Source organism: Microbacterium meiriae, from assembly GCF_040685015.1.
In the GTDB taxonomy this organism is placed as follows: Bacteria; Actinomycetota; Actinomycetes; order Actinomycetales; family Microbacteriaceae; genus Microbacterium; species Microbacterium meiriae.
The window spans coordinates 274,798-287,610 of record NZ_JBFBHD010000002.1; the positions used below are offsets into that span (position 1 = coordinate 274,798).

Sequence of the window (12,813 nt, forward strand, 5' to 3'; positions counted from 1 at the left end):
ACATGTCCACCGCTCCCGTCGACGAGGAGTTCTCCTCGCCGCACGCCATCCAGGCCAAGTGGCAGAAGTACTGGGCGGAGCACGAGACGTTCCTCACGGGCGGCGACGAGGACACCCGGCCGCGGCGCTACGTGCTGGCCATGTTCCCGTACCCCTCCGGTGACCTGCACATGGGGCACGCGGAGAACTACCTCTACTCCGACATCGTCGCCCGCTTCTGGCGTCACCGCGGTCACAACGTCCTGAACCCGATCGGATGGGACTCCTTCGGTCTGCCGGCGGAGAACGCCGCGATCCGTCAGGGTGCCGATCCGCGCGAATGGACGTACCAGAACATCGCGCAGCAGAAGGTCGGCTTCCAGCAGTACGGTGTCTCGTTCGACTGGAGCCGGGTGCTGCACACCTCCGACCCGGAGTACTACCGCTGGAACCAGTGGCTGTTCCTGAAGATGTATGAGCGCGGCCTGGCCTACCGCAAGAAGAGCCCGGTGAACTGGTGCCCCAACGACCAGACCGTGCTGGCGAACGAGCAGGTCGTCGATGGGCGCTGCGAGCGCTGCGGCTACGAGGTCGTCAAGAAGAAGCTCACGCAGTGGTACTTCCGCATCACCGACTACGCGGACCGTCTGCTGGACGACCTGAACCAGCTCGAGGGATTCTGGCCGCACAAGGTGCTGCAGATGCAGCGCAACTGGATCGGCCGCTCGGTCGGCGCCGACGTCGACTTCCGCATCGAGGGGCGCGAGGAGCCGGTGACGGTGTTCTCGACGCGCCCCGACACCTTGCACGGTGCGACGTTCTTCGTCGTGGCCCCGGATGGCGACCTGGCCGCGGAGCTCGCCGCCGACGCCGAGCCGGAGGTGCGCGAGCGCTTCCAGGCGTACCTGGCCGAGGTGCAGAAGACCACCGATATCGACCGTCAGTCCACCGACCGCCCCAAGACGGGCGTGTTCCTGGGCCGCTACGCCATCAACCCGGTCAACGGCGAGAAGCTCCCGATCTGGGCCGCCGACTACGTGCTGGCCGACTACGGGCACGGCGCCGTCATGGCGGTCCCGGCGCACGACCAGCGTGACCTCGACTTCGCACGCGCGTTCGACCTGCCGGTGAAGGTCGTCGTCGACACCACCGCTCCGGTGACCGGTGCCATGCCGGTCATCGAGGTGGACGAGGACGGCGTCCCGATCGATGCGGATGCCGCGCTCGACGAGCAGAACCCGGCGAAGACCGGTGTCGCGCTCACCGGCGAGGGGCGCATGATCAACTCCGGTCCGCTGAACGGACTGTCCAAGCGCAACGCGATCGCCCGCGCCATCGAGCAGCTGGAGGCATCCGGCACCGGTCGCGCGGCGAAGAACTACCGCCTGCGCGACTGGCTGATCTCGCGTCAGCGTTTCTGGGGAACCCCGATCCCCATGCTGCACGCCGAAGACGGCCGGATCATCCCCGTGCCGGAGGACCGACTGCCCGTGAAACTGCCGAGCGTGGAGGGCCTCGACCTCAAGCCGAAGGGCACCTCGCCGCTGGGCGGCGCGGAGAGCTGGGTGCGCACGACCGATCCCGAGACCGGTGACCCGGTGCTGCGCGACCCCGACACGATGGACACCTTCGTCGACAGCTCCTGGTACTTCCTGCGGTTCCTGTCCCCGAACAGCGACACGCAGGCGTTCGACCCGGCCCAGGCGGCACGTTGGGCACCGGTGGACTCGTACATCGGCGGCGTCGAGCACGCGATCCTGCATCTGCTGTACGCCCGCTTCATCACGAAGGTCCTCTTCGACATGGGGCTGATCGACTTCACCGAGCCCTTCTCCAACCTGATCAACCAGGGCATGGTCCTGCTCGACGGGCAGAAGATGTCGAAGAGCAAGGGCAACCTGGTGCTGTTCCAGGAGGAGCTCGACGCCCACGGCGCCGACGCCCTGCGCGTCGGGCTGGCCTTCGCCGGTCCGGTGGAGGACGACAAGGACTGGGCCGACGTCTCGATGACCGGTGCGCAGAAGTTCCTGTCGCGCGCCCTGCGTGTCGCCCACGAGGTCGCCAGCCCGGTCGACGTCGTCTTCGACGGGGGCGACGCGGCGCTGCGCCGCGCGACGCACAAGCTGCTCGCCGAAGCGCCCGCGCTGGTCGAGCAGACGAAGTTCAACGTGCTCGTCGCCCGCCTGATGGAGCTGGTCAACGTGACCCGGAAGACGATCGACGGCGCTGCCGGTGCTGCCGACCCCGCCGTCCGTGAGGCGGCGGAGACCATCGCCGTCATGCTCGACCTCATCGCCCCGCACACCGCGGAGGAGATGTGGGAGATCCTCGGGCACGAGCCGTCCGTCGGACTCGTGTCGTGGCGCTCCGCCGATCCGGCGCTCCTCGTCGAGGACACCGTCACCGCGGTCGTGCAGATCGGCGGCAAGGTGCGCGCGCAGCTCGAGGTGCCGGCACGCATCGGCGAGGCCGAGCTCGAGGCGCTGGCACGAGCCGATGAGCGCGTCATCCGGTCGATCGGTGATCGCGAGATCGTCAAGGTCGTCGTGCGGGCCCCGAAGATCGTCAGCATCGTCGTCAAGGGCTGAGTCCTCGGCGTGCGGGGACGGGTGTCCTGGGGCGCGTGCCTGCTCATCGGGGCGCTGGCTCTGAGCGGATGCGGGATCGTGCCCCCGATCGGCGGGCCGGATCGCTCTGAGTCGGTGCCGTCGCTGGGCGGGACGTGCGAGATCGGGTGGTGGCTGGCTCCGGCGGTGGAGAACCCGCCCGCCGAAGCCGAGCGCATCGCTGCCGACGCTCTGCAGGAGGCGACCGTCAGTGACCGGCAGTGGGACGACTGGTACCGCCTCCTCGATGACGACCCCGATCTCGACACGGTTCCCGCGATCCGGCTCCGCGGTTCCGCCTACCTGGAGGCCGTGCGGGAAGACGTGCGGACGGCTCTGGAGGAGGCGGGCTATCCCGATGACCAGAGGGTCGTCGAGGTGCACGCGAATCTGTCCTGCGCGAAGGGCTGACGGCTGTCCTCCACGGCGGGTCCCGTCTGAGCACCTGTCCACGTTCCCCGGATCCGGGGTCGGGATGCGGTGGGCGCGACGCATAGGGTGACCGGATGACCTCGTCGCCGCCTCCACCTCCTCCGCCCCGTCGGAGGCTCCGCCTCGGGCTCGGCGCGGCGGTCGTGCTGGCGATCATCGCGCTTTCCACGGCCGTCGGCCTCGGGCTGTTGCAGGGCCGACCGTCGTCTGTCGAGGCCGTTCCGCTCGCGGAGAGCTCGGCTTCGGTCGAGTCCGCGCCCGCGGAGATCTACGTGCATGTGCTCGGGGCGGTCGAGCGCCCGGGTCTGTACGTGTTGCGAACCGACTCCCGGGTCGTCGATGCTCTCGCGGCCGCCGGCGGGTCGACGGATGCCGCCGACCTCGCGGGGGTCAACCTCGCCCGACGGGTCGAGGACGGGGAGCAGATCCTCGTGCCGGTCGTGGGTGCCGTCGCCGACCCTTCGGCCGGGCCTCCCGGTGACGGCGCCGTCGACCTGAACACCGCGGATGAGGCAGCTCTGGAAGAGCTTCCGGGAATCGGGCCGGCGCTTGCCGAGCGCATCGTCGCGTGGCGCGAGGAGAATGGTCGGTTCCGCACGGTGGACGACCTCCTGGCGGTACCGGGGATCGGGGAGAAGGTCTTGGAGGGGCTGCGCGACGGGGTACGCGTGTGACGAGCGTCACGCCTCGGGCGCCGCTGCCATTGTCCCGGAGTGCGCAGGGGCGAGAGAGGAGCGTCGCGCTACGGCTGCTTGCCAGCGTCCGGTCCGTGGGCAGCCTCGAAGGCACGCACCTTGCGGCGGTAGTCGAACCAGAGCTTCACTCCGTACGACGCCAGCGCCAACGGTAGGAGGAAGGCGATCCAGTTGACAAAATCGGCGACGTCATGGATGCCTACGCCCCGGAGTGCCGCGACTGCGCCCCAGCCGATCATCATGAAGAGAGCGGTCAGACGCAAGCGTCCGAGAGCGAGGCGCTGCTGGATCAGGGACGGTGCGGGGTCAGGCGCAGCCATCTATTTCCCCGGACCGCTGCCCGCATCGGAGAGTTCCCGTCTCCGCCGCTTTTGATCTCGCATCACGGGGATGAACACACCGAGGCCGAACGTGAGTCCTAGGAAGACGGTAGGGATCCATCGTCCGGTGAGGTCGGCGACAAGAAATGCTGCGCCGATTGTCATTGCGAGCCACCCCACTGCGAGGAGCGTGATCAGCCATCCCCGACGGCTGAGCTTGCGCTCGGCCACAGGGAGTTCGTCCGGAGGATCCCCCAGAGATTCAGTCATGCGCGAAGCATAGCGGTGTCGTCGTGAACCCCACGCTACGCCTGTCTGCCGCAGTCAGGCTGATGGAACGGTCGCGCCCGACGCCGACTGTCTCTCCGCCCTCGGAGAGTGCTCCTCCACGTCCTGACCTCGAGAGGTGTTGTCCTCCGCTCGTGCAGCGGCGGTCGCGGTGGGGGGAGTGGGCACCGGCGCGACTCTAGGGTGATCGGATGCATGAGCCGCAGCGATCGTCCCCGGGGCCCGAGCGGGGAACCGGGTGACCCGTGATCTGCGCCTGCTGCCGGTAGCGGTCGGTGCGTGGGGTGTGGCCTTGATCTGCGTTTTCGTGCCGGGAACGGCGGGGTGGCTTGCGGGTGGATGCCTGGCATCCGCGGTGATCATCGGCGCCGTGCTCGCGCTCCGGCGTCCGGCAGCCGCGACGTGGAGCGGCCTGATGATCGTGGTCCTCGCGGCGGGGGCCGCCGTGGCATTCACCGTGCTCGTACAGTCTGCGGACCGCGACGCCGTGAGGGAGTGGGACGGCAGGGTCGTCGAAGCGGTGGGGCAGGTGTCGTCATCGGCGTCCGTGGGGCGGGACGGGCGCCTGTGGATGGACGTGCAGCTGAGCGGCATCGGTGCGCCGGGTGCCGCGGGGCTGGCGAGCGGACCGGTGCGTATCGGGATCGCGGAGGCTGAGGGGTTCGTCCTCGGTGCGGTCGTGCGGGTGACCGGCGAGAGTGTGGGAACGGATCCGGGGGAGCGGGCGGGGCTCGTCGTCTTCGTCACCGTGGGAACCGTGGAGCGAGCGGCGCCGGGTGTCTTCGGAATCGCTGCCGACCTGCGACGGTCGTTCGTCGAGCGCGCCACCCGACTCCCGGAACCCGGTGCGGGACTCCTTCCCGGGCTGGCCGTGGGCGACACCACCGCCGTGCCCGCCGCGGTCGACGCCGATATGCGTACCAGCGGCCTCAGCCACCTCACCGCCGTATCCGGGGCGAACTGCGCGATCGTCGTCGCTGCGGTCTTCGGGATCGTCGCGTTGTGCGGAGGGGCGCGGGCGTTGCGGGTCGTTTTCGCCGTCGTGGCGCTGGCCGCCTTCGTGGTGCTCGTGACGCCGGAGCCGAGCGTCATCCGGGCCGCCACGATGGCCGCGGCGGGCATGCTGTCGATCCTCGTCGGGCGGCCGAGCGCAGGTGCCGGAATCCTGGCCGTGTGCGTGACCGCCCTCCTCATCGTTGATCCCTGGCTCGCATCGACGCCGGGATTCGCGCTGTCCGCCGTGGCCTCCGGGGCACTCATCCTCCTCGCCCCGGCGCTGGCGGACGGGATCGCGCGCTGGCTGCCCCGCCCGCTCGCCCTCGCGATCGCGGTGCCTCTGGCGGCGCAGCTCGCGTGCGCGCCCGTGATCGCGCTGTTCGCGGAGCAGCAGTCGCTCGTCTCGGTCGTCGCGAACCTCCTCGCCGAGCCGGCCGCGCCGCTCGCGACGGTGATCGGGCTCCTCGCCTGTCTCGCTGCCCCTGTCCCCGTCGTCGCGGATCTGCTCGCCGCGTCTGCCTGGTTGCCGTCGGCGTGGATCGCGACGGTCGCGCGGGTCACCGCCGGACTCCCGGGTGCTCAGGTGCTCCTCCCTGCCGGCCTCGGCAGCGCTGCGGTGGTCACGCTGGTGAGCGTCGCGATCGCCGTCGTGTGCTGCCGCGGAGGGCCGCGCGTCCGGGAAGTCGCGCGAACCGACGTCGTGACGGCGTCGGTTCGCGCGGGACGGGCCTGGACGCCCGGCGCTGTGCTCCCCGCCGCTCGACGCGTGGCGGCCGGCGTTCTCATCGTCGTCGCGTCCGTCGGCGCCTCCCGTGCGTTGATCGACGGTCCGCTCGCCTCGCTCGTGACGCCGCACGGGTGGGCGATCGCTGCGTGCGACGTGGGCCAGGGCGATGCGGTCCTGGTGCGTTCGCAGGACGCCGTGGCCCTCATCGACACGGGACCGGACCCGACGGCGCTCGACGCCTGTCTGCGCTCGCTGAGCATCGACCACATCGACCTCCTCGTGCTCACACATTTCGACGCGGACCACATCGGAGGCGCGACGGCACTCGAAGGCAAAGTGGGCACGGTGCTGCATGGACCACCTGCCGATGCCGCCGATGCGCGTGCGCTCGACGGCCTGGCCCGAGCGGGCGGAGCCCTCCGGCCGGTCGACGCCGGGGACCGGGGCGCGCTGGGCGGAGCGGCATGGCGGGTGCTCTGGCCGTTGCCGCACAGTGCCGCCTTCCCGCCAGGGAACGACGCGAGCGTCGTCACCGAATTCGTCGGGGGAGGAGTGCCCCGAGCGCTCTTCCTGGGTGACCTCTCCGCTGCCCCGCAGCGCGCGTTGCTCCGGAGCACGCCGCTGACGGGATACGACGTGGTGAAGGTCGCCCACCACGGCAGCGCCGACCAGGAACCCGCCCTCTACGACGCTGTGCAGCCGAGGGTCGCGCTCATCACGGTCGGCGCCGACAACGACTACGGGCACCCGCGTCGGGAGACCCTGGATCTCCTGTCGGCTCTCGGGACGCAGGTCTACCGCACCGACCGCGACGGCCGCACCCTGCTCGGCATCGAGGACGATGTCCTCCGCGTCTGGACCGACGTCGCGCCGCCCTGAGTGCCATTCACGAGGCAACGCACCTGGCTCTTGACTTCGAACGGCCCCAGCATGCGCCGGGAGCCGTTCGGTGCCGCGCTCAGTGGGTCACTGCAGCGTAAACGTTGCGCGTCCAATCTCGGTCACGCCGAGGTCGTTAGAGGCGACAAGCTCCACCGGGGTGGTCTCGTCGTCCAGCTCGTAGGCAACAGCGTTGGCGACCGTGCCGCCCTTCTTGATGTCCTGTAGCTGGGAGTCGAGGAACTGCTCGTCCGGGAGCATGCCGATGCCGAGCTCGTTGACGGCGTTCGGGTCGTTGTCTTGGATCGCGGTGAAGGTGCCGATCCACGCGATGGACGGATCGATCGTGTCATCGGAGTTGTTCGTGACTTCGTACCAGAACGCGATGACAGGCTTCTCGCCATACTCGTTGCCTGGTTGGCCGACGGCGATCTTCTTCGTGTCGGTGATCGTGATCGTGTACGCGGGTAGAGTGAGGACGTTGTTGGCAAACGATGCGTCGGTGGTCGTCTCCGACTCGTCCGAGGTGCCATCGCTCGACACTGCAGTGGTCGTCTGCGGCTTCGGCTCAGCCGCAGGTGCTGAGCAGCTGCTGAGCAGGAGTGCCGTGGTCACCAGAGCGAGCACGACGGAATTGTTTTTTGACAGGCGCATCAGCGCGTCCCCCAAGCGTAAGTGAGATTGCTGACGTGACGTCAGCAATCTCACGCTAGTGGTGGACGGACGGGCTGGAGATCGCCAGATGAGCGGGCTGGCGCGATTGTTATCAGCACGTCATCATTTGAGGTGAATCGTCTCCGGCCCAACCTCGGTGAAACACGATTCGGGGTATCGACGCTCGACGATCGCTCGCCCATCGGCTCCGCAACTGCGTTGCGGACGGCTTGATAATAGGAAGGCGCAAGTTCTCGCGTCTGGACCGACGTCGCGCCGCCCTGAGTCGGGTGTCCGACACCGCCGGTAGGCTGGTCCCATGGCAGCTTCCCGTCCTCCCTCCCGTGGCGGCGCGAAGGCCACGAAGATCCCGCAGGTGTCCTGGCGGGAGCCGCATCCCGCGCCGCTGGTGCTCGTCTCGGGCCCGGAGGAGGTCTGCGCCGAGCGCGCGATCGCCGGGGTGCGCGACTACCTCCGTGCCGAGGACCCGGCACTCGAGGTCAGTGACGTCCGTGCCGACGACTATGCTCCCGGCACACTGCTCTCCCTCACCTCACCGTCCCTGTTCGGTGAGCCGCGACTGGTCCGCGTATCCGGCGTGGAGAAGTGCTCCGACGCCTTCCTTCAGGAGGCCATCGGGTACCTGGAGAACCCGCAGGAGGGTGCGACGGTCGTGCTCCGGCACACGGGCGCCAGTGTCCGTGGGAAGAAGCTCCTCGACGCCCTGCGTGCGGGGACCGGTGGCGGGATTGAGATCGCCTGCCCCGCCATCAAGCGCGACGGCGACCGGGTCGACTTCGCGGCGGGGGAGTTCAAGGCGGCGAAGAAGCGCATCGCTCCACCTGCGCTCCGGGCGCTCGTCTCGGCCTTCGCCGACGACCTCACCGAGCTCGCGGCCGCCTGCCAGCAGCTGATCGGCGACGTCGAGGGCGACATCACGGAAGAGGTCGTCACCAAGTACTACGGCGGCCGGGTCGAGGTGTCGGCGTTCGTCGTCGCCGACACCGCCATCGCCGGTCGCTACGGCGAGGCTCTCGTGGCGCTCCGCCATGCGCTGTCCTCCGGTGCCGACCCCGTGCCGATGGTCGCCGCGTTCGCGATGAAGCTGCGCACGATGGCACGCGTCGCCGGCAACCGTGAACCCAGCAGGCAGCTCGCCCAGCGCCTCGGGATGAAGGACTGGCAGGTCGACCGCGCGCGTCGCGACCTGGCGGGCTGGAACGAGCGCTCCCTCGGGATGGCGATCCAGGCCACCGCGCGTGCCGACGCCGAGGTCAAGGGTGCGGCGCGTGACCCCATCTTCGCGCTCGAGCGGATGGTGACGGTCATCGCCACCCGCGAGCCGTTCGGGGGATAAGCCCCTGCGCGAAAGCAGAAAGCCCGCCTCACGAGGAGACGGGCTTTCCGGAAGTCAGAAGCTCAGAGAGCGGAGACCTGCTTGGCGATCGCCGACTTGCGGTTCGACGCCTGGTTCTTGTGCAGGACACCCTTGCTGACGGCCTTGTCGAGCTTGACCGAGGCCTTCTTCAGGTTCTTCTCGGCGGCGGCCTTGTCGCCGGCGGCGACGGCCGCGCGGGTCTGGCGGACGAGAGTCTTCAGCTCGCTCTTCACGGCCTTGTTGCGCTCGTGAGCCTTCTCGTTGGTCTTGTTGCGCTTGATCTGCGACTTGATGTTTGCCACGTGTGGACGCTTTCTGTACAGGAGTTATTCGGAGTGCCGGCAGCAGAAGAGGGCTGCTGCACGGCGGTCGTGAGGGAAGAACCCACACGCAAGCCAAGAGTCGAGTCTACCAGTACCGGGTGGGATCGTGCGAAACGACATCGCCCAGGCGAGACGCCGTCGCGCGGAAGGCGGGACCGGGTGCAGAATCATCCACAACGACGACGACGTCAGGAGCCCGATGACCCCCCTCAGCACCGACCCGACCGCGCGTGCGCGGCTACGCTGGTCCGCCGCCACCTCATCCGTCCAGATCGAGGGTTCCCGTCGTGCTGACGGTGCGGGACGGTCGATCTGGGACGACGAGATCGCGAAGCCGGGACGAATCCGGGACGGCTCGACCGCGGAACCAGCGTGCGACAGCTATCGCCGTGTGGAGGATGACGTCGCCCTGGCAGCCGGACTCGGGCTCGATCGCTACCGGTTCTCGATCCCGTGGGCGCGCGTGCAGTCGGACGGTCACGGACCCGGGAACATCGCAGCGCTGGACCACTACGCCCGCGTCGTCGATGGTCTGCTCGCGGCCGGTGTCACCCCGTTCCCGACCCTCTATCACTGGGAGCTGCCGAGCGCGGTCGAGGCCGACGGTGGCTGGCTCGCCCGCGACACCGCCGAGCGCTTTGGCGAGTACGCCGCCCTCGTCGCCGCCCGTCTCGGTGACCGGGTGTCCTCCTGGTACACGCTGAACGAGCCCGCCATGACGACACTGCAGGGCTACGCGGTCGGGGCACTCGCGCCGGGGAGACAGCTCCTCTTCGGTGCGCTTCCGACCGTGCACCACCAGCTGCTCGCCCATTCCCGAGCCGCAGAGGCGCTGCATGCCCGAGGTGCGGCGAGCGTCGGTCTCGTCAACAACCACACCTGGGTCCTGCCGCTGCGGGACACCGAGGAGGATCGCACCGCTGCCGCGGTGTACGACCTCCTGCACAACCGGTTGTTCAGCGAGCCTCTGCTGTCCGGGACGTCACCGCACCTGGAGGCACTCGGACTCCCGCCGCTGCCCATCCTCGGCGACGACCTCGCCCGCATCGCGGGATCGATCGACTTCTACGGGGTGAACTTCTACAACCCGACGACCGTCACCGCCGGTGCTCCGGATGCCGACATCCCGTTCGAGATCGTGCCCACGCCCGGAGTCCCCGTCACCGGGTTCGGACCGGAGTGGCCGATCATGCCGTCCGCCCTGCGCGACCTCCTCATCGATCTGCACCGACGACACCCGGACATGCCACCGATCATCATCGGGGAGAACGGAGCGTCCTTCCCCGAACCCGACGTCGCCGGTGCCGTCGAGGATGCCGACCGGATCGCCTACCTCTCCACGCACATCGACGCGGTGGGCGAGGCCCTCGATGCCGGCGTCCCGGTCGAGGAGTACACGGTCTGGTCCCTGCTCGACAACTGGGAATGGACGGACGGCTACACTCAGCGGTTCGGTCTCGTGCACGTGGACTTCTCGTCGGGGGAGCGCACTCCGAAGGCTTCCTACGGGTGGTACCGCGACCTCGTCGCCGGCGCTCGTGAGGCCAGGGACGCCGCGGCGGCACGGGCATGACCGGTACCCCGGGCCTCGTCGCCCGCCGCGCCGGTCTTCGCTGGATGTCGCTGTTCACGCTCGCCTGGCTCGCCATCTGGACCGTCCAGCTCACCCCGGTCCAGCTCCTTCTCCCGCTGCAGCTCGACACTCCGGAGGACGACTGGATCCGCGGCGTCGTCTCCTCCGGGATCGTGCTCGGAGTGGGTGGTCTCGCCGGCGTCGTCGCCGGGCCGCTCGCCGGGGCGCTCTCGGATCGAGCCCGCGCCGGCGCGCACCGGCGGCGGCCATGGGCTCTGGGAGGGGTCGCGCTCACGGCCGTCTGTCTCGTCCTCACCGGGTTCGCCGAGGGCCCATGGGCAGTCGGCGCCGGCTGGGTCGGCGTCTCGATCGGCGTCGCCGTCTCCTCCGCCGCGTTCACCGCGCTCATCGCCGACCAGCTCCCGACGACGCAGCGCGGTGCCGCGTCCGCCGCGGTCGGGTCGAGCCAGGCGGTCGGGATCGTGCTGGGGGTCGGGCTCGTCGTGCTGCTGGGCCTCGACATCGTCGCCGGGTATCTGCTCCTCGCCGGCATCATCGCGGTGGTCGGGGTCGCGGCGGCGCTGCTGCTGCCGGACCCGCCGAGCACGGAGGCGCTGCGTCCTCAGCGCATCGGGCGGCCCCGCCTGGCGTCGCTCCGCGACCGCGACTTCGCCTGGATGCTCTCCGGACGACTCGTCACCAACATCGGCAACGCCCTCGGCACGGCGCTGTTCCTCTTCTTCCTCCTCCACGGCCTCGGACAGGAGAGCACGACCGCACAGGACAACCTCCTCCTGCTGATCGTCGTATACACGGTCTTCGTGGTGCTCGCCTCCGTGATCACCGGAATCGTCTCCGACCGCACCGGGGAGCGGCGCCGGCTCGCCGTGGGGGCCACGGTCGTGCAGGCGGCGTCGGGTATGGTGATCGTGGCCGCACCGACCTTCGAGATGACGATGGTGGCCGCCGCGTTCATGGGCGTCGGCTACGGCGCCTTCTCGACGGTGGGCCTCGCGTTCGCCGCCGATCTGCTCCCGGATGAGCAGGATCACGCGCGCGATCTCGGAATCGTGAACGTGACCGCCGCCCTCGGACAGCTCATCGGGCCCGTGCTCGGCGCAGGACTCGTCGCCCTGGCCGGCGGGTTCTGGCTCGTCTTCCTGGCGGCGGCCATCCTGTCGCTCGTCGGGGGAGCGCTCACCGCTGCCGCGCGGCCGCGGGTGTCCTCAGCGTGACGCCGCGCGCTCCTCGATCGTCGCGATCGCGAGGGCGAGGACGGCGTTGAACACCCGCGGACGCATGGCGGTGAGCAGGTGCGTGGTCCGCGGCACGACGATGAGCTCCGCCTGCGGGGCCAGGCGCCGGAACAGGGGCTCGTTCAGCCGGAGCTGATCGTACTGGCCGTTCACGAACCACAGGGGTACCCGGATCCGGGGGACCGCGGCGGCGACGTCCAGGGCGGCGAGGCTGCGGAGCGTCTGGTCCTGGATGTCCAGCGCATATCCTCCGGCGGAGAAGTCGCCGCGGTTGTCCTCGGGGATCGTCGCGGCGAGCATCCGCTGCGTCAGCCACATGCCGCGGTCCGGCAGGGAGTCGACGGCCCGGGCGAACAGCCGATAGGCACGCAGCCCGGGGCCGCGGGGGAGCGACGTGCACGCGGCGGCGACGAGTCCGTCGACAGGGGGAGGCTCGGCCCCGCCCGTGTACGCGAGGGAGAGCAGCCCGCCCATCGAGTGGCCGACCAGCAGGACGGGGCCCTTCTCCGCGGCGGCGCGGACGGCCGCGTCGATCGTGTGCAGCGCCTCGTGAAGGGTGAAGTCCTCGTCCATCCGGCTGCCGTGGCCGGGGAGGTCGACGGCGGTGACGGGGAGCCCGTGCGCCTCCAGGTACTCGACCTGCGACCGCCACATCGTGGCGGACGTGCGGATGCCGTGCACGAGGACGGTCTGGACGGTCACGCCTT

The 12,813-nt window shown here is 69.7% G+C and carries 12 protein-coding genes; 7 read left to right on the forward strand and 5 right to left on the reverse strand.

Translation table 11 applies throughout. The annotated features are described in order from the left end of the window. The first annotated feature begins 2 nt into the window (after nucleotides 1-2). The 3 genes from leuS (at nucleotide 3) to AB0N68_RS09825 (ending at nucleotide 3,691) form a co-directional block, all read left to right on the forward strand. Nucleotides 3-2,567 (forward strand): leucine--tRNA ligase, encoded by a 2,565-nt coding sequence (leuS, locus tag AB0N68_RS09815; RefSeq protein ID WP_259955053.1) that lies wholly within the window; start codon nucleotides 3-5, stop codon nucleotides 2,565-2,567. Between the two features lie 9 nt (nucleotides 2,568-2,576). Then, entirely contained in the window at nucleotides 2,577-2,996 is a 420-nt protein-coding gene (locus tag AB0N68_RS09820; RefSeq protein ID WP_259955052.1) for a hypothetical protein, read from the forward strand. Nucleotides 2,997-3,091: 95 nt separating this feature from the next. After that, on the forward strand, nucleotides 3,092-3,691 hold the full coding sequence (locus tag AB0N68_RS09825) for a ComEA family DNA-binding protein (protein ID WP_187661680.1): 600 nt from the start codon (nucleotides 3,092-3,094) through the stop codon (nucleotides 3,689-3,691). Between the two features lie 68 nt (nucleotides 3,692-3,759). Here the strand turns inward: AB0N68_RS09825 and AB0N68_RS09830 are convergent, their stop codons facing one another. Both AB0N68_RS09830 and AB0N68_RS09835 read right to left on the reverse strand, forming a co-directional pair. After that, on the reverse strand, nucleotides 3,760-4,032 hold the full coding sequence (locus AB0N68_RS09830; protein WP_268777390.1) for a hypothetical protein: 273 nt from the start codon (nucleotides 4,030-4,032) through the stop codon (nucleotides 3,760-3,762). Continuing rightward, complete coding sequence (locus AB0N68_RS09835) at nucleotides 4,033-4,302, reverse strand: hypothetical protein (RefSeq protein ID WP_259955050.1); 270 nt, start codon at nucleotides 4,300-4,302, stop codon at nucleotides 4,033-4,035. Between the two features lie 256 nt (nucleotides 4,303-4,558). Between AB0N68_RS09835 and AB0N68_RS09840 the strand changes: the two genes are divergently transcribed. After that, complete coding sequence (locus tag AB0N68_RS09840) at nucleotides 4,559-6,922, forward strand: ComEC/Rec2 family competence protein (protein WP_363332621.1); 2,364 nt, start codon at nucleotides 4,559-4,561, stop codon at nucleotides 6,920-6,922. Between the two features lie 87 nt (nucleotides 6,923-7,009). Here AB0N68_RS09840 and AB0N68_RS09845 read toward each other — a convergent pair whose 3' ends face one another. Further along, nucleotides 7,010-7,549, reverse strand: a complete 540-nt coding sequence (locus AB0N68_RS09845; RefSeq protein ID WP_259952196.1) for a DUF5067 domain-containing protein — start codon at nucleotides 7,547-7,549, stop codon at nucleotides 7,010-7,012. Nucleotides 7,550-7,895: 346 nt separating this feature from the next. Between AB0N68_RS09845 and holA the strand changes: the two genes are divergently transcribed. After that, nucleotides 7,896-8,933 (forward strand): DNA polymerase III subunit delta, encoded by a 1,038-nt coding sequence (gene holA / locus AB0N68_RS09850; protein ID WP_025103705.1) that lies wholly within the window; start codon nucleotides 7,896-7,898, stop codon nucleotides 8,931-8,933. A gap of 62 nt (nucleotides 8,934-8,995) precedes the next feature. On the opposite strand, the gene rpsT is transcribed toward holA, so the two are convergent. Next, on the reverse strand, nucleotides 8,996-9,256 hold the full coding sequence (gene rpsT / locus AB0N68_RS09855) for a 30S ribosomal protein S20 (RefSeq protein ID WP_187661676.1): 261 nt from the start codon (nucleotides 9,254-9,256) through the stop codon (nucleotides 8,996-8,998). A gap of 220 nt (nucleotides 9,257-9,476) precedes the next feature. Between rpsT and AB0N68_RS09860 the strand changes: the two genes are divergently transcribed. Together AB0N68_RS09860 and AB0N68_RS09865 are read left to right on the forward strand one after the other, a co-directional pair. Continuing rightward, a complete protein-coding gene (locus AB0N68_RS09860) occupies nucleotides 9,477-10,850 on the forward strand; it encodes a glycoside hydrolase family 1 protein (RefSeq protein WP_280564273.1) in 1,374 nt (457 codons plus the stop codon). Next, on the forward strand, nucleotides 10,847-12,085 hold the full coding sequence (locus AB0N68_RS09865) for an MFS transporter (protein ID WP_259952204.1): 1,239 nt from the start codon (nucleotides 10,847-10,849) through the stop codon (nucleotides 12,083-12,085). Before AB0N68_RS09860 ends, AB0N68_RS09865 begins: the two co-directional genes overlap by 4 nt. Here AB0N68_RS09865 and AB0N68_RS09870 read toward each other — a convergent pair. Further along, a complete protein-coding gene (locus AB0N68_RS09870) occupies nucleotides 12,077-12,808 on the reverse strand; it encodes an alpha/beta fold hydrolase (protein WP_259952206.1) in 732 nt (243 codons plus the stop codon). The two genes, AB0N68_RS09865 and AB0N68_RS09870, sit on opposite strands and share 9 nt — an antisense overlap. Nucleotides 12,809-12,813 lie beyond the last annotated feature (5 nt).

What these genes read in the sequence shown, in the direction of transcription:
- AB0N68_RS09830 (WP_268777390.1), bottom strand. Translation starts at nt 4,032, where the DNA reads ATGGCTGCGCCTGACCCCGCACCGTCCCTGATCCAGCAGCGCCTCGCT.
- AB0N68_RS09860 (WP_280564273.1), top strand. Translation starts at nt 9,477, where the DNA reads ATGACCCCCCTCAGCACCGACCCGACCGCGCGTGCGCGGCTACGCTGG.
- AB0N68_RS09865 (WP_259952204.1), top strand. Translation starts at nt 10,847, where the DNA reads ATGACCGGTACCCCGGGCCTCGTCGCCCGCCGCGCCGGTCTTCGCTGG.
- leuS (WP_259955053.1), top strand. Translation starts at nt 3, where the DNA reads ATGTCCACCGCTCCCGTCGACGAGGAGTTCTCCTCGCCGCACGCCATC.
- AB0N68_RS09835 (WP_259955050.1), bottom strand. Translation starts at nt 4,302, where the DNA reads ATGACTGAATCTCTGGGGGATCCTCCGGACGAACTCCCTGTGGCCGAG.
- AB0N68_RS09825 (WP_187661680.1), top strand. Translation starts at nt 3,092, where the DNA reads ATGACCTCGTCGCCGCCTCCACCTCCTCCGCCCCGTCGGAGGCTCCGC.
- holA (WP_025103705.1), top strand. Translation starts at nt 7,896, where the DNA reads ATGGCAGCTTCCCGTCCTCCCTCCCGTGGCGGCGCGAAGGCCACGAAG.